Source organism: Flavobacterium sp. Leaf82 (assembly GCF_001422725.1).
In the GTDB taxonomy this organism is placed as follows: Bacteria; Bacteroidota; Bacteroidia; order Flavobacteriales; family Flavobacteriaceae; genus Flavobacterium.
In genome coordinates this window covers 107,447-129,118 of sequence record NZ_LMMA01000005.1, presented here as the reverse complement: position 1 = coordinate 129,118, position 21,672 = coordinate 107,447, and the positions used below count along the sequence as shown (strand labels likewise).

At 31.8% G+C, this 21,672-nt stretch carries 21 protein-coding genes; 10 read left to right on the top strand and 11 right to left on the bottom strand.

Going from position 1 to position 21,672, the window contains the following annotated elements:
- The 5 genes from ASF10_RS06110 to ASF10_RS06090 all read left to right on the top strand — a co-directional run bounded on the left by ASF10_RS06110 (position 1) and on the right by ASF10_RS06090 (position 5,574).
- Positions 1 to 1,773, top strand: coding sequence for a tetratricopeptide repeat-containing sensor histidine kinase (locus ASF10_RS06110; RefSeq protein ID WP_056246762.1), 1,773 nt, complete (start codon positions 1 to 3; stop codon positions 1,771 to 1,773).
- On the top strand, positions 1,773 to 3,548 hold the full coding sequence (locus ASF10_RS06105) for a tetratricopeptide repeat-containing sensor histidine kinase (RefSeq protein WP_056246760.1): 1,776 nt from the start codon (positions 1,773 to 1,775) through the stop codon (positions 3,546 to 3,548). Before ASF10_RS06110 ends, ASF10_RS06105 begins: the two co-directional genes overlap by 1 nt.
- A 10-nt stretch (positions 3,549 to 3,558) precedes the next feature.
- On the top strand, positions 3,559 to 4,227 hold the full coding sequence (locus ASF10_RS06100; protein WP_056246759.1) for a response regulator transcription factor: 669 nt from the start codon (positions 3,559 to 3,561) through the stop codon (positions 4,225 to 4,227).
- Between the two features lie 99 nt (positions 4,228 to 4,326).
- Positions 4,327 to 4,581 (top strand): hypothetical protein, encoded by a 255-nt coding sequence (locus ASF10_RS06095; protein ID WP_056246756.1) that lies wholly within the window; start codon positions 4,327 to 4,329, stop codon positions 4,579 to 4,581.
- A 189-nt stretch (positions 4,582 to 4,770) separates the two neighbouring features.
- Positions 4,771 to 5,574 carry an endonuclease/exonuclease/phosphatase family protein gene (locus ASF10_RS06090; protein WP_056246754.1) on the top strand — a complete coding sequence of 268 codons (804 nt, stop codon included), beginning with the start codon at positions 4,771 to 4,773 and terminating at the stop codon, positions 5,572 to 5,574.
- A 3-nt stretch (positions 5,575 to 5,577) separates the two neighbouring features.
- On the opposite strand, the gene ASF10_RS06085 is transcribed toward ASF10_RS06090, so the two are convergent.
- The 10 genes from ASF10_RS06085 to tgt all read right to left on the bottom strand — a co-directional run bounded on the left by ASF10_RS06085 (position 5,578) and on the right by tgt (position 15,834).
- The gene (locus ASF10_RS06085; RefSeq protein WP_056246751.1) at positions 5,578 to 6,837 is read right to left on the bottom strand and encodes a hypothetical protein; all 1,260 of its coding nucleotides are present in this window, start codon (positions 6,835 to 6,837) and stop codon (positions 5,578 to 5,580) included.
- A 335-nt stretch (positions 6,838 to 7,172) separates the two neighbouring features.
- Positions 7,173 to 7,838: a response regulator transcription factor gene (locus ASF10_RS06080; RefSeq protein ID WP_056246748.1), complete on the bottom strand. Its 666-nt coding sequence runs from the start codon at positions 7,836 to 7,838 to the stop codon at positions 7,173 to 7,175.
- 111 nt (positions 7,839 to 7,949) lie between these two features.
- On the bottom strand, positions 7,950 to 8,741 hold the full coding sequence (locus tag ASF10_RS06075; protein ID WP_056246746.1) for a sensor histidine kinase: 792 nt from the start codon (positions 8,739 to 8,741) through the stop codon (positions 7,950 to 7,952).
- Entirely contained in the window at positions 8,738 to 9,214 is a 477-nt protein-coding gene (locus tag ASF10_RS06070) for a hypothetical protein (RefSeq protein WP_241774916.1), read from the bottom strand. Before ASF10_RS06070 ends, ASF10_RS06075 begins: the two co-directional genes overlap by 4 nt.
- A 167-nt stretch (positions 9,215 to 9,381) precedes the next feature.
- The gene (locus ASF10_RS06065; protein ID WP_056246741.1) at positions 9,382 to 9,762 is read right to left on the bottom strand and encodes a hypothetical protein; all 381 of its coding nucleotides are present in this window, start codon (positions 9,760 to 9,762) and stop codon (positions 9,382 to 9,384) included.
- 137 nt (positions 9,763 to 9,899) lie between these two features.
- On the bottom strand, positions 9,900 to 11,444 hold the full coding sequence (gene dnaB, locus ASF10_RS06060; protein ID WP_056246739.1) for a replicative DNA helicase: 1,545 nt from the start codon (positions 11,442 to 11,444) through the stop codon (positions 9,900 to 9,902).
- 141 nt (positions 11,445 to 11,585) lie between these two features.
- Positions 11,586 to 12,539 (bottom strand): acetyl-CoA carboxylase carboxyltransferase subunit alpha, encoded by a 954-nt coding sequence (locus ASF10_RS06055; protein ID WP_056246736.1) that lies wholly within the window; start codon positions 12,537 to 12,539, stop codon positions 11,586 to 11,588.
- A 112-nt stretch (positions 12,540 to 12,651) separates the two neighbouring features.
- Positions 12,652 to 13,539 (bottom strand): DMT family transporter, encoded by an 888-nt coding sequence (locus ASF10_RS06050; protein ID WP_056246733.1) that lies wholly within the window; start codon positions 13,537 to 13,539, stop codon positions 12,652 to 12,654.
- On the bottom strand, positions 13,526 to 14,614 hold the full coding sequence (locus ASF10_RS06045; protein WP_056246729.1) for an LptF/LptG family permease: 1,089 nt from the start codon (positions 14,612 to 14,614) through the stop codon (positions 13,526 to 13,528). Before ASF10_RS06045 ends, ASF10_RS06050 begins: the two co-directional genes overlap by 14 nt.
- A gap of 89 nt (positions 14,615 to 14,703) precedes the next feature.
- Positions 14,704 to 15,834 (bottom strand): tRNA guanosine(34) transglycosylase Tgt, encoded by a 1,131-nt coding sequence (gene tgt, locus ASF10_RS06040; protein WP_055091740.1) that lies wholly within the window; start codon positions 15,832 to 15,834, stop codon positions 14,704 to 14,706.
- 452 nt (positions 15,835 to 16,286) lie between these two features.
- Between tgt and ASF10_RS06035 the strand changes: the two genes are divergently transcribed.
- The 4 genes from ASF10_RS06035 to ASF10_RS06020 all read left to right on the top strand — a co-directional run bounded on the left by ASF10_RS06035 (position 16,287) and on the right by ASF10_RS06020 (position 19,778).
- Positions 16,287 to 17,147, top strand: a complete 861-nt coding sequence (locus ASF10_RS06035; RefSeq protein WP_056246728.1) for a polysaccharide deacetylase family protein — start codon at positions 16,287 to 16,289, stop codon at positions 17,145 to 17,147.
- Positions 17,148 to 17,324: 177 nt separating this feature from the next.
- Positions 17,325 to 17,645 (top strand): hypothetical protein, encoded by a 321-nt coding sequence (locus ASF10_RS06030; protein ID WP_056246725.1) that lies wholly within the window; start codon positions 17,325 to 17,327, stop codon positions 17,643 to 17,645.
- Between the two features lie 253 nt (positions 17,646 to 17,898).
- Entirely contained in the window at positions 17,899 to 18,750 is an 852-nt protein-coding gene (locus tag ASF10_RS06025) for a transketolase (RefSeq protein ID WP_056246722.1), read from the top strand.
- Between the two features lie 74 nt (positions 18,751 to 18,824).
- A complete protein-coding gene (locus ASF10_RS06020; RefSeq protein ID WP_056246718.1) occupies positions 18,825 to 19,778 on the top strand; it encodes a transketolase family protein in 954 nt (317 codons plus the stop codon).
- 197 nt (positions 19,779 to 19,975) lie between these two features.
- Here the strand turns inward: ASF10_RS06020 and ASF10_RS06015 are convergent, their stop codons facing one another.
- Entirely contained in the window at positions 19,976 to 21,151 is a 1,176-nt protein-coding gene (locus ASF10_RS06015; RefSeq protein ID WP_056246715.1) for an FKBP-type peptidyl-prolyl cis-trans isomerase, read from the bottom strand.
- Positions 21,152 to 21,230: 79 nt separating this feature from the next.
- Between ASF10_RS06015 and ASF10_RS06010 the strand changes: the two genes are divergently transcribed.
- Positions 21,231 to 21,620 (top strand): RNA-binding S4 domain-containing protein, encoded by a 390-nt coding sequence (locus tag ASF10_RS06010; protein WP_056246712.1) that lies wholly within the window; start codon positions 21,231 to 21,233, stop codon positions 21,618 to 21,620.
- Positions 21,621 to 21,672 lie beyond the last annotated feature (52 nt).

The window sequence follows — 21,672 nt, the reverse complement described above, 5'->3', positions numbered from 1 at the left end:
ATGAAAAAAGCCGCTTACCTTTTTAGAAATAAAATAATATTTAGATTAATAATTCTGATAGTTATACTATTAGCAGGATCATTATATCTATTAAATTCTGAGGTAAAAGACATCAAACCTAAGCCTAAATCAAAAAGTAAATTAGCTGAAATAAATAAATTTATCGAAAAAGCAGATTTTCTCTTTGATCATAAAACAGACAGTTCATATTTTTATTATAACAAGGCTATAGATCTTTGTGAACCAAAATTAGATTATGTAAACAGATACGTTTACGCTCTTATCTCAATAGCCAATCTTCAACAAAATGTTGGCGATTATACTGGTAGTGAAGAAACACTGACTAAGACACTTCCCTATTTAAAAAAATTAAAAACTCCTAAATACGAAATAAACTATTATACGCTTACTGCGTACAATTATTTTAATACTTATGATAATAATATGGCTCTTTACTATCATGTAAAAGCTTTAAATCTAGCAAAAAAACCATTTAAGAGATCAGAGATTTTAAATGATATAGTAATTATCTACACTTCACAAGGAAAATATCAAAGAGCAGTTGATATAATTTTGCCTTTACTTTCAAAAAAAATCAAACATGATACTGATGCCAGGCGTACTATTAATAATTACTCGGTACTTTTAGATAACCTGGGCTTTTGTTATTATAAACTTGGCAATCCTAAAGCGCTGGATTATTTAAAAGAAAGCTTAAAAATAAAACTTGAATTAAAAGAAGATTTCGAATTAATTGGAACGTACACTTGTTTTGCATCATTTTATGAAAAAACAAATCCAAAGCTTTCAAAAATGTATGCCGAAAAATCATACATCAGTGCATGTAAGGTAAATTCAGCAACATTTAAAGCTAATAGCCTCGCTTCATTAATACAAAAAACTGAAGGGAATGAATTAAAAAGATATTCCTTAGAGTACATCAAAATAATTGACAGTCTTATTATAAACCGAAGAAAAGCTAAGAATCAGTTTATGACAATTAAATACGATTCAAAGCAAAATAAAACAGAGAATCTACAACTAAAAGCCCAAAAAGCAGAAAATGAATTAGAGCTGGAAAAACAAAAAAACCGAAATATCATTTCCTATATTACAATTATATTTATTCTGGGGTTTATTGTATTTCTTTATTTTCATTTAAAATCGAAAGCAACAAAAGAAAAAAGTAAAGCAATATTTGAAAGCGAATTGCGAATATCTAAAAAATTAAGTGATGAACTTACTTCTGATATATATCAAATCCTGACTTTTACAGAAAATATAGATCTCGGAAAAGAAGACAATAAGGAACAATTACTAAACAACTTAGATTCGATTTACTCTCGCACCAGAAGCATTTCTAAAGAAAACAGTCCTATTGTAACTGATGAAAATTTTAGTATTGCTTTGAAGGAAATGATTTCCGGATTTAAAACTCCAGAAATAAACATTCTGTTAAACGGTTTGGAAACTATCTCTTTTAATAAAATTGAAAAAAATAAAAAAATAACTATTTATAGAATTTTACATGAGTTGCTTATCAACATGCAAAAACATAGTTATGCGACCTTAGTTGGTATTTCATTCAAAATATTACATAAAAAAATTCTTGTCACGTATACAGATAATGGAAATGGAGCAAACCTTGAAAATCTGGATGCTACTAACGGATTGCAAAATATAAAAAACAGAATTATAAGTATAAAGGGCAAAATGGATATAGATTCTACTCTGGAAAAAGGTTTTAAAGTTTTTATAAAATTTCCTTTATAATGATTAAAAAGAATTTCATACTTTTTAAAAATAAAAGAATTTTAAAATATCTTTTGGCAATTATAGTTATTTTAATTTCAGGAATAACAATTGCGTTATTACAACCTTCCCGAATTGAAATTCCTACTGAACGAAAATATAATAAAACTGAAATCAGAAAGATTCTCAATAAGGCTGACATCCTTTTTGATACAGATAAATTTGACAGTTCTTACTATTACTTCAATAGGGCACTATTACTTTGCGACACTAATGTAGATTATATAGATTACGTCTATGCATTGACCTGCATGGCAGCTATTGAAGAAATTCAAGGTGATTTTATAGCAAGTGAAATATTATTAACCAAAACACTTCCTTATCTAAAAAAAATAAAGAAACCTAGGTTTACAGCAAACGTATACAATCAATTTGCTTCTAATTATTATTACACATATGATTACAGCAATTCTCTTTTATATTATAGAAAATCATTACATCTCAAAACCAGTTCTTATAGAAAAATTGCCGTTCTTAATAGTATCTGCCAAATATACGTTAAGCAAAAAAAGTTTAAACTAGCAGAAAGTATATTAATTTCTTTATCAAAAATTAAAACAGTTTGTCCACTTGATAAAAGAACAAATGATTTTGAGTATTCAAGAATATTAGATGATATAGGTCTTTGTTATTATGAACAAGGAAAGCCTGAAGCATTAGATTATTATAAAAAAAGTCTCGCTATAAAAACCAGACTCAATAATTATTACGCACTTATATATGTCTACATGCATATAGCCGAATATTTTCAGCAAAGTAACCCCATTCAAGCCAAACCTTACGCTCATAGTGCATACCTGCTTTCACTTAAATTACAAGATGCACCTAATAGACTTCAGTGCTTAAAATTACTAACCAAAACCAGTCAGGGAGAAGATCTTAAAAAATATTCATTAAAATTCATTCAGCTTGCTGATAGCATTGACAGAGCTAAAAAAACCGTAAAAAATCAATTCGCCAGGATTAAATATTATTCACGAAAGGACAAGTTTGAGAACCTGCTGTTTAAAGCCCAAAAAGCAGAGAATGAATTACAATTAGAAAAAGAAAAAAAACGAAATGTGATTTCTTATGTAATCATTTTTTTTACGACGCTATTCAGTTTATTCCTGTATTATTATTTAACGCTAAAATCCAGGAGAGAAAAAAATCATGCAATTCTTGAAAGCGAAATTCGCATTTCGAATGAACTTAGGGATAAACTTGTCAGTGATGTTTACAATACAATTACTTTAACGCAAAATATTGATTTGGAAAAAGAAAATAACAAAGAATTATTGTTACATAATTTGGAAGATATTTATTCGAAAACAAGAAATATTTCAAGGGAAAACAGCGCTATTGTAACCGATGAAAATTATGCAACTGCATTAAAAGAAATGATTTGCGGATTTAAAACCCCTGAATTAAATATTATATTAAATGGTTTTGATCTAATTTCATGGGATAATCTCGAAAAAAATAAAAAAATAATTCTTTATAGAGTGTTACAGGAGTTGTTTGCAAACATGAAAAAACATAGTCATGCGACTTTAGTGAGTATTAATATTAAAATTGTTGATAAAAATCTGACTATATTTTATAATGACAATGGGGTTGGAACGAAAAATAGTACACCTAATTTTAAAAATGGACTACAAAATGTGGAAAACCGTATTAAAACTATAAATGGAAATATTATTTTTGACAAAAATTCAGAAAAAGGCTTCAGAATAATTTTTTCTTTTCCTTTATAAATACAACGATATGTTTAAAAAAGTTTTAGTTGCCGAAGATTTAGATAGTATAAGTATAGCAGTTATTCAGGTTCTTGAAGACTTAAAAATTCCTACAATTGATCATGTAAAATATTGTGATGATGGTTTATTAAAGATAAAAAAGGCTTTACTTGAAAATGAACCTTATGATTTACTCATAAGCGATTTATCATTTAAATCAGATCACAGAAATATAACACTTTCAAGCGGAGAAGAACTTATTGATGCTGCAAACGGAGTTCAGCCTAAATTAAAAAAAATAGTTTTCTCTATTGAGGATAAATCATATCGTATAAAATCTCTTTTTTATGATCAGGGAATTAATGCGTATGTTTCTAAAGGAAGAAATAGCATTAGTGAATTAAGAAAAGCAATTGAGGGAACTTTTAGAAATGAAGAAAAAATACTTTCTTCAGATTTATCTTTTAGTTTTAATGATAAGGCGCTGATTGAAATTGAATCTTATGACATTTCTATTTTAAAACTTTTGGCTCAAGGCCATATATTAGAAAGTATTTCAAGTGAATTTAAAGCTTCTTCAATAACTCCAAATGGTACAAGCAGTATCGAAAAAAGAATCAATAAATTAAAAATATACTTTAAAGCAAACAACAATGTTCATTTAATTGCGATTGCAAAAGATTTTGGGTTGGTATAAATTTTATAGGTGATGTAAATTTTATAACTTTTTTACGGATTCCCGTAAGGAAATGACTTTTTATAGATTTAAGTTTGTGTAGAATTTATTAACCAAACAATGAAATCAAGAAACATACATAGCTCTAAGAAGAACTTACAGCAAATGATGATCTCAAAAATTAATACAACTCAAAATAAAATTGTAATGAAAACTATGTTGCTTTGCCTCTTTCTATCACTAAGCTTTGCTTTTGTTTCAGAAAAAACCGGATGGTTAGAAGTTGACTGGAAAATCATCTTCATACCTGCTCTCCTTGTTTTACAGATCATAATTATAGGAACTGCTCTAAAAAACAGATATAAAAAGCATTAATTTCTATTGCATTTAAAGTGCAATAGAAAATTTATCTGCAAAAAATGCTTTTTGCAAAATTTATTTGTGCCTACTCTAATTACCTCTTACTTGGCATGTATGCCAATAATTCTTTTTTAGACCAAAAATTGAATAATTTCAATTTTGCTAAAATTTTGAAATGCTTATATTTGATCTTTTAAAGACAGCATGAAATATATTCTAAGTTTTCTTCTCTTATTTTTTACTACCCTTACTTTTTCACAAACTAAAATCCTATCATGGAATTTAGAAAATCTTGGAAAATCAAAATCTGAATCCGAATTAAATTTTATAGCAAATACTATCCTTGATTTTGATATTATAGCTATTCAGGAAGTTGTTGCCGGATATGGCGGTGCTCAGGCAGTAGCGAAATTAGCTGCTATATTAAATACAAAAGGCACAAAATGGGATTATACAATCAGTAATCCAACAAGCAGCAGCAGCTATAAAACGGAACGTTATGCTTTTATCTGGAAAACTGGTAAAGCAAAATTGAAAGGCAATACCTGGTTAGAAAAAAAATATAATTTAGAAATTGACAGAGAGCCCTATTTCGCAACATTTGAAATAAATAAAAAAACAATTACTTTAGTTAATTTTCATGCTATCACAAAAAGTAAACAACCAGAAACGGAAATTAAATATTTTAAGTTTCTGCCGGCTGAATATCCTACTTTGAATTTAGTTTTCATGGGTGATTTTAATTGCCCGCAATCCCATACTGTTTTTAATCCCTTGAAAAAAATGGGGTATACTCCTATTTTACAAAATCAAAAAACTACATTAAAACAAAAATGCAGGGATACTATTTGTTTAGCATCAGAGTTTGATAATATATTCTATAAGACAAGCTCAGTACAATACATTGATTCTGGCATTTTACCATTTTATAAAAATTTTAATTCTCTAAAAGAAGCGCGAAAAATATCTGACCATATTCCTATTTGGTTCGAATTTTCTTTGAATTAAATTTTATGTCTTTAGTTTTTTCTTTCTTGCAGCAGGAAATAAAACATTATTCAAAATCAAACGATATCCGGGAGAATTTGGATGTAAATCTAAAACTGTAGGAGGATCTCCAACCTGATGTTGAAAATCTTCAGGATCATGACCTCCAAAAAAAGTAAACATTCCTTTTCCTTTTTCTCCATGAATGTACCTTGATTCACCATTAAGTTCACACGTTCCCATTATCAGCACATTCGATTTTATCAATGCAGTGTCAAACGCAGTAGTCTGCCCCATAAAACCTTTTACTAATTGAGTATGATTCTGGCATAACATACTAGGAATTGGATCCCATTTTGCTGAGAATTCCATTAGCGAAAAATAATCTTTCTCCATTGGCACTCTTCGTTTTGCTGTCATATCAATATCTGAGAATTCATAAACTTCAGGTCTTCTTTCTAATGTAAAATCTTTAAAGGCAAATGAATTTCCGTAATTTAATTTTGACTGATAGTTCGAATCGCTGGCATCACCATCAAACATAGCTTCGCAGATATCAACTCCATCAGCAGATAGTGCAATATCAAAACTATCTGTTGCAGAACACATTGCAAACATGAATCCACCACCAATAACAAAATCTCTAATTTTTTTTGCAACAGCTCCTTTTTCCTGTGATACTTTATTGTAACCTAATTTAGCAGCAAGAGCTTCTGAATCTTTTTTCTGTTCTATGTACCAAGGTGTATTTTTATAGGCAGCAAAAAACTTCCCGTACTGTCCTGTAAAATCTTCATGATGTAGGTGCAACCAATCGTAAAGTAACAATTGATCACTTAAAACTTCTTCATCATAAATTGGTGTAAAAGGAATTTCAGCATAAGTTAAAACCAAAGTTACGGCATCATCCCAAGGTTGTTTGCCTTTTGGAGTATAAACTGCAATTTTGGGCGCTTTTTCAAGAATAACAGATTCCATATTTTGTGACGGGCTTGAAATCTCATCTAAAATCGAAGCTTCTTCACTATCTGAAATTATTTCAAAACTTACACCTCGAATCTTGCATTCTCTACGAATTTCGTCAGCATCCGGAAGCAAAAATGAGCCACCTCGATAATTAAGCAACCAGCTTGCCTTATAATCCTTACTCAAACACCAATATGTTATTCCGTATGCTTTTAAATGATTTTGCTGTGTAGTTTCGTCCATCGGAATTAAGATATACGAAGCTTTTGCATTTAATGAAAGTAGAAATATGAAAATATAAACTAAACATTTATTCATTAGAAAATTATTTTAGTAAAGATATAAAGGAAGCATGAAAAAACACAATAGATGTATCTCTTTTATAGTGGGACAAAAGTTAAATAAACAACTTAGAAGTGAGATGGTTTTTTATCAAAATCACGTAAAAACACGTATTTTATAAAACCTTATTATTCTTACATTTGCTACCCCGGATCATCAAACTAATCAGTGAAAAACCAAAACATGAAGTTTAATGATAAAAATAACCAACCAAAAGGACTGAATATGATGCGAAAAATAGGATTGTGCGTTCTTGTAGTAAGTATTATTTTGTATTATGTATTATCAATTCAGTTTTTAGCAAGCTGATTTTAAATTGTAAGAACAGCAATTTCATTTTGAATTGCATATACAACTAAGCCTGCAATATTTCTGGATTCTGTTTTTAGTAATAAATTGTTACGATGACCTTCGACGGTTCTTGGACTTAAATAAAGATGTTCAGCAATTTCTGAAGTTGTTTTTTGCTGGCAAATAAGTTGCAGGATTTCTATTTCGCGTTGAGAAAGAAAACCTGTTTCTAAATTTCCTTTAGAATTTTTAGTCGAAATAATTGTTTCCTGTATTGTCTTTAAAACATTTTCATTGTAATGAAATCCTTTTCTTGCGACTTGATTTATGGTATGGATTAAATCTTTTGGTGTCGTATTTTTAATTAAATAAGCAACTGCTCCAACCTGAATCATATTTGCAATAAATGATTTTGTATCATAACTTGTTAAAGCTACTATTTTAATATCAGGAAATGATTTTCGGATAATCTTGGTAGCTTCTACGCCATTTAAAACAGGCATTTTCAAATCCATTACAATGATATCCGGTTTTGTTTCGATCTTCTCTAAATTAGAAAGAAGTTCTTCTCCGTTTGATGCTTCAAAAATAATATCGATATTATCTTCTCTTTGCAATAAAAAAGATATTCCTTTCCGGAATAAAACTTCGTCATCGACTAAAGCAATTTTAATAGCGGCACTCATTTAGTTTGTTTTTGATCGTTTGGTTTGCCGAAATTACAAAATATGAAGCAAAAATAGCTCTACGAATCTTAATATATTGAGACAAAGGATGATTTATTTTGGTATTTTAACTTAAAATGTAAAAATTACAGCTATGCCTTTGCCAATTTCAGAGTTTATTTTTATCGTGCCGTTTAAAAAAGAAATACGGCTATCAATATTTTTCATTCCTAATCCTTTTTGATTTTCAGAATTTTGGTTGTCAAATCCTATTCCATTATCCTTATAATAGCAAGTGTCAATTTCATTCTCATTTTTAAAACTAATCCAAATTTCAGATGCTTTTCCATGACGCAAAGAGTTATTCATTAGCTCTTGCAAAACCCTAAAAACATGCAAATGGCGATTTATATCCTGCTCATCAAAATCAATTTCGTTTTCATAAGTTACTTTTACTGATTTGCTGCTTTCAAATTCTTCACACAGTTCTTCTACACCGGCATTCAAGCCAAATTTTTCAAAAACCGGAGGCAATAAATTATGCGCTATTTTTCGGGAATTTTCTAAAGCCTTCGCTGTTAGATTTATAATATTATCAGTAATCTCTTTTGTTTCCTCTTCTGTTAAATTTGGAGACGAGAGTAAATGAGAATTTAAGGAAACAATGTTGAGTTTAGAACTAATATCATCATGCAAGTCCTGAGCAATTCGTTTTCGCTCTTCTTCCTGCGTAAAAATAACAGCATGTAACTGCTCTTTTTGATACTGAATCTCTAAATCTCGTTTTTCTAATTCTTTCTGAATAATTTTTTTCCTTGAAAAATAAAAAAAAGCAACTAAAAAAACAGCCACTACCATAAAAAAACAGGATGTGTATAAAATTATGGCGACTATTTCTTTTTCATAAACTGGAGTACTACTCATATATAAGTATTAATTTCTTTCCTGGGTTTAAAACTCACTTTCCATTCGTATAAAATAAAAAGATAATACATAATAATTAAAAAAGCATTCACTCTCCAGCTCAAATATTTTAAATCATTACTTAAGTTCGAAGTAAGATTTCCAACTAAATACAGCACTGTACTTGTAAGCAGATAAAAAACAACTCCTATCGTATAATAGTAATATTCTTTTTTATCTGATAACATATTATAAAAGTGCAATAAAGCAAAAACTACAATCGACAAAGAGGTAAGGGTAATCTCAAATAGATTAAATTTTAAAAACTGATCAGGATCTATAAAATACTGAATGCATAAAACCAATAAAATGGAAGTAATAACAAATTTTACAAAAAATTTTTGCTTTTTAGTTTTCAAAATAGATTCATAGAACAATCCCAAAAAAACCATTTGACCAACAAAAAAAAGATTAATTGCAAATAAATTATTCATATGCAGGTAATACATAATCTCCATTATAAATTGAATTATAAAAATGAAAACTAAATATCCCATAAAAAAAACATTAGCTTTTTCCTTTTGGAAAAAGCTAAATGTATATAAAATCAGGTTAATCAATAAGACAAAATAACCTGAATATATTAAAAGATCGTCCATCCTTATTCATTCATCGGGCTATCCGGATCGCCATAAGGAGGACAAGGACGTGAACCGTCGTAAACAACATCTCCGCCACCATTCTCTTCAGATTCGCCTTTTCCAAAAACATCTTTATAAATTCCAGTTTTTTCGTCAAGTTTGGTTCCTACAAATATTAGATTTTGTTCTCCCAGTTCGTTTAGACCTATATAAGCGCGAACTGCATCAATATCTAAAGTTTTTTTCAGTCTTAAAACTGCTTCTAAACTCTCTAAGGGTATTAGATAAGAGTTTATTTTCTTTTTATTCTCTTCATCTTTAGAGTCTCTGTATTTTCTCGCCCATGTTTCACCTGTTGGTAATCCGATTTCAATTTTTCCTGGAAATTTTTCTTCTGCCATAATTTAAATTTGTTTTTGGTTATGTTAATATTCAATTGTTCACAGACAATTGTTCTGCTAAACTACTGAATTTTTATCAGAAAATTTCACCAAAAAAGCATAAAAAAAAGCCTCATAAAGAGGCTTTGCAAATTTTATTAAAACGGAACATCGCTGTCGTCATCGTCATCATTTAAATTGCTTCCAAAAGCTTCATTGGCCGAAGGAAGATTTTTTGTTATGAACGGATTTTCATCGTGGTTCATTTTAGAGGGCAAATCATCATAATTACCTGAAAAATCATCAAGGTTATCAAATTTACCAAGATGTCCAAGAAATTTCAAACGAACGTTTTCGATACCACCATTACGGTGTTTTGCGATCATAATTTCTGCCTGACCAGCGGTTGGTGAAGCTTCATCATCATCCCATTCGTCAATTTTATAATATTCAGGTCGATATAAAAAGGAAACGATATCTGCATCCTGCTCAATTGCTCCGGATTCACGAAGATCCGATAGTAAAGGACGTTTACTGGATCCACGGGTTTCAACGGCACGCGATAATTGCGAAAGTGCGATTACCGGAACGTTTAGCTCTTTTGCGAGGGCTTTTAAGTTTCGGGAAATTGTAGAAATCTCCTGCTCACGATTTCCTCCACCTTTACTATTTCCTCCGGCAGTCATCAATTGAAGATAATCGACAATGATAATTTTAATACCATGCTGCGAAACTAAACGACGACACTTTGCTCTTAAATCAAAAATAGAAAGTGACGGTGTATCATCAATAAACAAAGGAGCTTTTTCTAAGTTTTTTACTTTTGTACTCAGCATTGTCCATTCATGAGGTTCTAGTTTACCGGTACGTAATTTTTCTGACGAAAGTCCGGTTTCTGACGAAATTAACCTTGTAATCAACTGAACTGATGCCATCTCCAGAGAGAACAAAGCAACTGGATGTCCAAAATCTATGGCTATATTTCTCGCCATAGAAAGTACAAATGCCGTTTTTCCCATCGCTGGCCTTGCTGCAATGATAATTAAATCACTAGGTTGCCATCCGGAAGTCAGCTTATCCAAGTTGGTAAAACCAGTTTCAACACCACTTAATCCTTCTTGTTTAGAAATTTCTTCAATACGTTTTTTAGCTTGCAAAACTAAACTCTGAGCAGTTTCAGAACTACGTTTTATATTTCCTTGTGTAACTTCATATAATTTTGATTCGGCCTGATCCAGCAAATCAAATACATCTGTGGTTTCATCATAAGATGCTTCGATAATTTCAGACGAAATCCTGATCAAACTTCTTTGAATAAATTTCTGAAGAATGATACGGGAGTGAAATTCTATATGCGCCGAAGAGGCAATTTTTTGTGTAAGCTGAATTAAATAAAAATCTCCACCCGCCAAATCTAATTTTCCATTCTTTTTCAACTGTGCTGACACTGTCAACAAGTCAATTGGCTGCGTGTCTGTAAAAAGCTGAACGATTGCTTCAAAAATAAATTTGTGTGCATCTTTATAAAAAGCATCAGCCTGCAAAATATCAATTACATCATCTACCCCTTTTTTATCAATCATCATTGCTCCAAGTACAGCTTCTTCTAAATCAAGCACTTGCGGAGGAAGTTTTCCTTTCTCCAGACTAATGATTGTGGTTTTATCTACCTTTACAGGATTTATATTTTTGAAATTTTCCATATAGCGAAAGTAGCAAATTTTAAAAAAAAATTGCTATCTAGTTATAACTATTAATTGTTTATAAATAGGTTCTTTTTGTTCATAACCAAAAAAAAATCCGAAACGATAAGGCTTCGGATTTTAAATTACTCTTGTAAGAATTTACTCTTTATATTCGCCCATATTACTGTATTTGTCCATTCTTTGGGCAATTAAGTCGGCTGTTGATAAGTCTTTCAATTCGTTATATCCTTTAGTAATGTATTCGGCAACTGTTTTAAAAGTAGTTTCACGGTCATAGTGTGCTCCACCTAATGGTTCCGGAATTACATCATCTACTAATTTTTGTTTCTTCATATCAGATGAAGTTAATTTTAAAGCATCGGCAGCACGTTCTTTATACTCCCAGCTTTTCCATAAAATAGAAGAACATGATTCTGGCGAAATTACAGAGTACCACGTATTTTCTAACATATATACTTTATCCCCTACTCCAATTCCTAAAGCTCCTCCAGAAGCACCTTCACCAACAATAATGGTAATAATTGGCACTTGTAGACGAACCATTTCAAAAATATTTCTGGCAATTGCTTCACCTTGTCCTCTTTCTTCTGCTTCAAGTCCCGGATATGCACCCGGAGTATCTACTAAAGTTAAAACCGGAATTCCAAATTTCTCTGCCATTTTCATCAAACGCAAAGCTTTACGATATCCTTCAGGGTTTGCCATACCAAAGTTACGGTACTGACGTGTTTTTGTATTAAACCCTTTTTGCTGACCCACAATCATAAACGACTGACCGTTTACTTTTCCTAGTCCGCCAACCATGGCTTTATCATCTTTAAAGTTTCTGTCTCCATGAAGCTCTAAAAAAGTATCTCCACAAATTGCTCTGATATAATCCAGAGTATAAGGTCTGTTAGGATGCCTTGATAGCTGAACTCGTTGCCAAGCTGTAAGGTTTTTGTATATATCTTTCTTAGTTTGTTCTAATTTTTTGTTGATTTCCTTGCAGGTTGGTGTTACATCAACATCAGATTCTTTTCCAATTATAACACACTTTTGTAATTGCTCTTCAAGTTCTTTTATTGGAAGCTCAAAATCTAAATATTCCATGGATTTTTGAATTTTGTTTGTAAATCGAACCGCAAATATAAAAATATTATATCATTGGTGTGATTAAATCGTATTTAAAATGTAAAAATGTAATTTAAAAATAAGGAAATTATTACACTTCCTTCTTGTTTTTATAATGTTTAAAAACACCATTTAGGATAACCGTAATTACAATTATCAATGCGCCAATATAAAATTCTGTACTCATTTTTTCTTTTCCACCCAGTATAAAATAAGCCAGCATAATTCCGTAAACAGGCTCTAAATTAGTGGTTAACATAACTGTGTAAGGTGTTAATTTCTGCATGACCTTCACCGAAGCTGTAAATGCATAAGCCGTACAAACCGAAGCCAGAACCAGCAACAATATCCAGTTGTTTAACGACATGGTAAAGAAATCTGCATTGAATTTTCCTTGTACTAAAAAATAAATCGAAATAAAGAAAACTCCTGCTCCAAACTCATAAAATGTAATAACCGATGGCTCGTGATCAGAAATCAGTTTACCATTCATTAAGGTAAACAAAACACCAAGAATAATCGAAGCCAATGCATAATACATTCCGTGCAGGTATTTTACTTCGACTTGCATAATTAATGCTAAACCTGCTATGATAATAAGTCCAAAAAAAACTTCATACCACAATATCTTTCTTCCGTAAAAAAGCGGCTCTAATAAAGAAGCAAAAAATGCACCCAATGAAAATATCGAAAGCGTTATTGAAACATTAGAAACATGAATGGCCCTAAAAAAGAATATCCAATGCAGGGCAATTAATAATCCAACAAAAATCAATTTGGCAAAAGATGTTGCTGAAATAACAAAAGATTGTTTTTTATAAACTATAAAAGCTGCCAGAAAAACTCCTGCAAGAAGCATTCTGAACCAAACTAAATTTTCGGCATCAATTGTTATCAAAGCGCCAAGAATAGCTGTAAATCCCCAGATAAAAACAATTAGGTGAAGATTTAAATAACTTTTTAAATTATCGTTTCGCATTACGTAGTAAGTAAACTGCCAGCATTCCGAAAACAATATTTGGGAACCAAACAGCTAATAAAGGTGAGAAAGTAGATTTTTCGGCAAGAGTACCAAATATTTTATCAAAAAACACAAATGAAAAAGCAATTGCAATACCAATAGCAAGATTCGTTCCCATACCGCCACGACGTTTCATTGACGAAACTGCTACGGCAATAATGGTTAGAATAAAGGCCGAAACCGGAACGCTATATTTTTTATAGAGTACTACTAAATAGGTATTAATATTTCCTGAACCTCTTTTACGTTCTTTTTCGATAAAATCGATCAATTTACCTAACGGAAGCGTTTCTGCAATATAAACAACAGGAGTTAAATCTGCCAGTTCAAACTTAAAAGCCACGTTTTTTTCAGGAACTTTCTCTATCTTATCATTTAGTTCGCCAAGTGTTCTTTTGGTATAATCATATAAAATATAGATCTTTTTTTTAGGATCCCATTTAATACGACTAGCCGTAATTTTATAAGTTAACTGATCTTTTTCAAAATGTTCCAACGTAAAATTAAAAGCTGTTTTTGACTCTTCGTTAAAACTATTTACAAAAATAAAATCATTATCATTAATTTGCCTGTAAACATTGGTGTTTTCACCGCGCATCAGCTGTTTTCCATTTCCTTTTAGATAAGTGTACCTAAAATTATTAAAACCTTCACTAGCAGCAGGAACAATAAAAAATCCCATTAAAAGCACAAATACTGATACGATAGAAGCACCAATAATATAAGGTCTTAAAAAACGTGTAAATGAAATTCCAGAACTTAAAATAGCAATAATCTCCGTATTATTAGCCAGTTTGGACGTAAACCAGATTACCGATAAAAACAAAAATATCGGGAATAATGAGTTCGCAAAATAAACGGTAAAGTTGTAATAATAGATCGCAATTGCACTAAACGGAATCTTGTTTTCAAGCATTTTATTCACCTTTTCAGAGACGTCAATTACAATCCCAATTGGGATAAATAATAAGATCATCACCGAGAAAGTGGCTAAATATCTTTTTAAAATATACTTATCTATTATCGTCAGCATATATAAATTTGTTTGTTTTGTTTGAAGTTTCAGGTTTCAGGTTACTCAAAGGAACCTGAAACCTGAAACTAAAAAACCTGAAACTTTTTTTAAAGTCTTTGGCTCATATTTTTAACCATCATTTCTTTCCATGGTCTAAAATCTCCTGCTAAGATATGTTTTCTGGCTTCACGAACCAACCACATATAAAAACCAAGATTATGAATCGTTGCAATTTGTTTTCCTAAATATTCATTCGCAGCAAATAAGTGACGTAAATATGCTTTTGTATATTCTGTATCTACAAAAGTATGTCCCATTTCGTCGATTGGCGAAAAATCAGCTTCCCATTTTTTATTCTTGATATTAATTGTTCCGTTTGCAGTAAACAACATACCATTTCTGGCATTACGGGTTGGCATAACACAATCGAACATATCAATACCTAACGCAATATTTTCTAAAATATTAATCGGAGTTCCTACTCCCATTAAATAACGTGGTTTATCTTCTGGCAAAATTTCGCAAACCACTTCAGTCATTGCATACATTTCTTCAGCAGGTTCCCCTACAGATAAACCTCCAATGGCATTACCTTGCTGACCTGAATTGGCAATATATTCAGCAGATTGCTGACGCAAATCTTTATAAGTACTTCCCTGAACAATTGGAAAAAAAGTTTGCTCATACCCATATTTATAAGGTACTTTATCAAGATGATTTATACAACGATCTAACCAGCGGTGCGTCATATGCATAGAGCGCTGCGCGTATCTGTAATCACAAGGATAAGGCGTACATTCATCAAAAGCCATAATAATATCGGCACCAATTGTACGCTGAATCTCCATTACACTTTCTGGTGAAAAAAAGTGATATGAACCGTCAATATGTGATTTAAACTTTACTCCTTCTTCCTTAATTTTTCTATTATTCGAAAGAGAATAAACCTGATATCCACCAGAATCGGTCAAAATATTACGATCCCAATTCATAAATTTATGCAATCCTCCCGCTTTCTCAAGAATTTCAGTCTGCGGACGTAAATATAAATGGTATGTATTTCCCAGAATAATATCTGGATTAATATCCTCTTTTAGCTCTCGCTGGTGTACCCCTTTTACAGATGCAACCGTTCCGACAGGCATAAAAATAGGCGTTTCGATTACGCCGTGATCTGTAGTAATACTTCCCGCTCTCGCTTTAGATTGCGGATCTTTTTTCAATAAATCAAACTTCATCTGTTTCTTTTTTCAGTCGGCAAAGATAGGCTAATTTCAGGAAAATTTAATTAGTTAATTTGTCAATTAGAAAATTAGGTAATTTGACAATGACATAAGCAGATAAAGAAGAGTTGTGCAGATAAAAACTTTATTTTTCAAGACTGAAATTTAGAATTTAAAAATTGATATTTATCATTATGGCGTTACCCAAGGGTCGGGCTATCCGCTGTATTCCTGATTAACAAAAACGGCTAAAAAGCCTTGTTTTTCTAAATCCGGAGATGCCGCTTCTATCCCTAACGCAAAAAATGACGTGACATATACATTAGAAATTTTTAAATTTGAATAAAGTTATTATCAGACTGAGCGAAGTCAAAACATTGTCAGGCTGAGCAAACTCTAAACATTGTCAGGCTGAGCGAAGTCGAAGCCCAAGTGTCATTTATTCATCACAAAAAGACAAAATAAAAATGAACTTAGCCCAAAAACTAGGATATCCTCAAGACACCAAACTCCTAATCATTCATGCCGATGATGCCGGATTATCACATTCTGAAAATCAAGCCACTATACAAACACTACAAAACGGCTTTGTAAACTCTTATAGTATAATGGTGCCTTGCCCATGGTTTTATGAAATGGCAAACTTTGCCAAAAACAATCCCGATTATGATTGCGGAATTCACTTAACACTAACTTGCGAGTGGGAAAATTATAAATTCGGTCCGGTTCTTCCTATTCCAGAAGTTTCAAGTTTAACAGATCAAAACGGATATTTTTATAAAACCAGACAAGATTTTAAAAACAATGCAACACCAGGCGAAATTAAAAAAGAACTAACCGCCCAAATCGAAAAAGCGTTACAATTTGGCATCCAGCCAACCCATCTCGATTCGCATATGTGCAGCGTTGGCGTAACTCCTGAAATTTTAGAAATCTACAAAGAACTAGGCAAGACCTACAATTTACCAGTTTTCATCAATAAAGATTTTGTACAATCGATTAGTCTTTCAGATGAAAAATACAATTTCGAAAACACACTTTTAACCGATAATCTTTTAATTGGCTATTTTTCTGATTTCGAAAAAGGAGAACTAAAATCTTCTTATGCTAAAGCTTTAGACAATATTCAACCAGGATTTAACGTGTTTTTACTTCATCCTGCTTTTGATGATCTAGAAATGCAAGGTATCACGATCAACCACCCCAATTTTGGTTCAGCCTGGCGTCAAATCGATCTTGACTTTTTTACAAGTAAAGAATGCCAATCAAAACTAAAAGAAAATAACATTAAAATGATTACGTGGCGAGATATCCAGAGAATCTGGTAACTTACTAATTAGATAATTTGTCAAAATATCAATCTTCATTTAATTTCAATTTGGGATTTGAGATTTGATTTTTTGTGTTTTAAATTTATGTGAATACTACAATATCGTAATTCTAAAAATATAACATTTTAAAAAGATTGATTCATAACTTTATATATACTTTAAAACTTAGAAATCATGATAAATTCAGAAGAAAAAAACTCTGCAGATTTAGATCAGATTAAAGATGATCAAATCCAGAAAAACCTGGAACAATTAGATTATCCTGCATCAGAAGACATTTATAATAATGAAGATAATCTGGAAGACATTGATCCGGAAGGAATATCAGGTGAAAGAATCATAAATCCTGAAAGCAACAATAACGAATGGAAACAAAATAGTGATAAACTTGGGAATGACTTAGATATTCCGGGTTCAGAACTTGATGACGAACAAGAAGAAATTGGTTCAGAAGACGAAGAAAATAACTTCTATAGTGAAGGAGATACTGAATAACCCTTTTTGCCACAAATTTTTACAAATTTATTTTTTGCCACAGATTACAGGATTAGAACGATTTTTTAAATCACTTTAATCCTGTAATCTGTGGCAAAATTTTTATATACTAGCAACAAGATCTCAGACTTTTTTTCTAAACCAATAAAAAAAGGCGTATAATTTAACAATTACATCAAACTAAAGCGAAAAATCATTTGTCAGCCCGCAAAATAAAAATTACTTTTGCACCAGTTTAACTTTTACATATAAAATGAAGCCTAACACACAACAATTAAGCGATTTAACTATCCAAGTAAGAAGAGATATTCTTCGAATGGTACATGCTGTCAACTCAGGTCACCCAGGTGGTTCACTAGGTTGTACTGAATTTTTGGTAACTCTATACCAAAACATTATGGAGCGCAAAGAAGGTTTTGATATGGACGGAATCGGAGAAGATATTTTCTTCCTTTCAAATGGTCATATTTCTCCTGTATTTTATAGCGTATTAGCACGTAGCGGTTATTTCCCTATTTCAGAACTTGCAACTTTCAGATTATTAAACTCACGTTTACAAGGACATCCAACAACTCACGAAGGATTGCCTGGAGTTCGTATGGCTTCTGGTTCATTAGGACAAGGTTTATCTGTAGCTCTTGGTGCTGCACAAGCAAAAAAATTAAATGGCGACAATCATTTAATCTATACTTTACACGGAGATGGTGAATTACAAGAAGGTCAAAACTGGGAAGCGATCATGTATGCTTCTGCTAAAAAAGTAGACAACCTTATTGCAACTGTTGATGTTAACGGAAAACAAATTGATGGTACAACTGACGAAGTTTTAGCAATGGGAAGTATCCGCGCTAAATTTGAAGCTTTTGACTGGGATGTTTTAGAAATTGCTGAAGGAAATAATATCGATGCAATTTTAGCCGGATTAAATGATGCGAAATCAAGAACAGGAAAAGGAAAACCAGTTTGTATTTTACTACATACTGAAATGGGTAACGGAGTTGATTTCATGATGCACACGCACGCATGGCACGGTAAAGCACCTAACAATGATCAATTGGCAAGTGCTTTGGCTCAAAACTATTCTGCAGATCAAATCGATTATTAAAAAAAGCTTTAAGCTTTAAGCAGTAAGCTTTATGCCTATTGCCTACAGCCTATTGCGTACAGCAAAAAAACAAAATGAAAAAATACGAAAATACAGGAAGCAAAGATACTCGTTCAGGTTTTGGAGCGGGAATGACTGAACTAGGTCAAAAAAACGAAAAAGTAGTAGCACTTTGTGCTGATTTAATTGGATCATTAAAATTTGATGATTTCAAAAAAAATCACCCAGAGCGTTTTTTCCAAATTGGTATTGCAGAAGCTAATATGATTGGTATTGCTGCAGGTTTAACTATTGGAGGAAAAATTCCTTTTACAGGAACTTTCGCTAACTTCTCTACAGGTAGAGTTTACGATCAAATTCGTCAATCTGTTGCTTACTCTGATAAAAATGTAAAAATTTGTGCTTCTCACGCTGGTTTAACACTAGGTGAAGATGGAGCTACACACCAAATTCTTGAAGATATTGGCTTAATGAAAATGTTGCCTGGAATGACTGTAATCAACACTTGTGATTACAACCAGACTAAAGCTGCAACTCTTGCATTAGCAGATCATCATGGTCCTGCTTATTTACGTTTTGGCCGTCCGGTTGTACCTAACTTTACTCCTGCTGACGAACCTTTCGTAATTGGAAAAGCAATTTTATTAAACGAAGGAACTGATGTTACAATTGTAGCAACAGGACATTTAGTTTGGGAAGCCCTTATTGCAGCTGAAGCACTTGAAGCAAAAGGAATTTCTGCTGAAGTAATCAACATTCACACTATTAAACCTCTTGACGAAGAAGCGATTCTAAAATCATTGGCTAAAACAAAATGTGTTGTAACTGCAGAAGAGCATAACATTCTTGGAGGTCTTGGAGAAAGCGTTTCAAGAGTATTAGCTTTAAATACTCCTGCTCCGCAAGAGTTTGTTGCTGTAAACGATAGTTTTGGTGAGTCTGGAACTCCTGAGCAATTAATGGAGAAATACAAACTAAACAATCAGGCGATTGTTGAAGCTGTAGAAAGAGTTATCAAAAGAAAATAATCTTTAGATTTTCTAACATAAAAAAAACCTCGAAAATCACTTTTCGAGGTTTTTTTGTACCCAGTCTAAATATTATTTAATTCTTTAGCAACTGGTACACTTTAAAATTTTATATCACAAAGAAGAATTTCTTTTAAAACTAGAACATAAAAAAACCTCGAAATTACTTTCGAGGTTTTCTATATTTAAAATCCAGTTTAATTCTGTTTGATAGGATATGTATTATCAAGATGAATTCTTAATCTTGGATTATCTGTATAATCTGTTTCTATATATTTCCTAACATTAGTAGCAGATTCCGGTTTTGTAGGATCCGCAAGTGCTCCCGTTGGTCTTCTTGGAATTCCTCTAGGTTCTGTTTCATCTGTATTTGGAGTATTAGGATTATCCACCAAAGGCTCCCAAGGATAATATAATCTTGTTCCGTAATTAATACCATTTACAATACCGGTTTCGCTTGTTGGCTTAGTAAGCTCGAATCTGGTTGTAAAACCATCTCCATCATCATCAAAGTCTACAAAGTCAGCAACACCATCTTTATCAGTATCATCAACTAATTCAACCGGTGGATTAGGATATTTTGTTTTATCTCTAAAATCATAAAGATAACCGTCACCATTTACATCTTCTAAATAATCAGGAACACCATCTCCAAGGAATACTCTTCCTCCTGTACTGGCAGAAATAGTATATTCATTATCCATTCTTTGAAGATCAAATAATTTAAAACTAAAAACTACCGGAGAGTAAGCCGGAATAGTTCCTTTTCCGTCAGCATAATACGCCATACCAGACGGTAAAAACATAACTCCTGCTCCATAATCCTGATACGTAATAACACCAGTTCCTGCATCTGTTGCAGAAGTTCCTGTTTTAAATTTAGGAAATATCTCTGACCAGCCTTGTATTACAGTACTTTCATTTGCATAAGGAAACAAATTAAAAGTTCCCGGAAATCCATAAGAAGTATCAGCAAGAGTACCATTTAATAAATAGCACGAATAAGATGATACAATTTTATCTGTATTTGTTGGAGAGCTACCTGTACCTTGTCTCAATGCTAAATAATATACTTTATAAGTAATACCATCACTATAAATATCTCTGGATTGTAAAGGATAAACCGTTTGATCCCAAATAGACGCTTGAGTTCCTCCTGCGGGAATTTTTGCGATTTTAACATCAAAATCAGCAGTAACTTCCTGAATATAATTAGTCTTTAAATATTTTTCAATAGAATCATTATCTGCTTTAAATTGTACTGCATAATCTCTTAAAGGAACAGTCACCACATTATCATCATCACTTTTATTACAAGAAACCAAAGAAATACCGGCAAGCAATAAAATAAAATAATATTTAAATTTATTCATTATTGTTAATTTTTTAGGTGCGCAAGATACAATATTGATTTATTTTTGTAAAGAATTTAACTTTGATTTTAGAAAAATTATGAGAATAGATAAATACCTCTGGTGCGTGCGTTATTACAAAACCAGAAACATGGTAACAGAAGCCTGCAAAAAAAACCATATTACTGTAAACGGACAAGTTGCAAAACCTTCTAAAGAGGTTTTTCCTACTGATAAAATCACCTTTAGAAAAGACCAGATTACACAAATTATTACCGTACTCGACATTCCGGAAAGTCGTGTGGGCGCAAAACTTGTAGATATATATAGAAAAAACGAAACTCCTGCAGAAGCGTATGCTCATTTAGAACTATTAAAACTCTCTAAAGAACATTATCGCAAAACCGGTACAGGAAGACCTACCAAAAAAGACCGAAGAGATATTGATGAATATGGTGAAGACATTATTGATGACGAAGAGAAGGAATAAACTTCGTGTGTAAACATGAGATTCCCTCAAAAAATCTAAATTCTAAAGACTA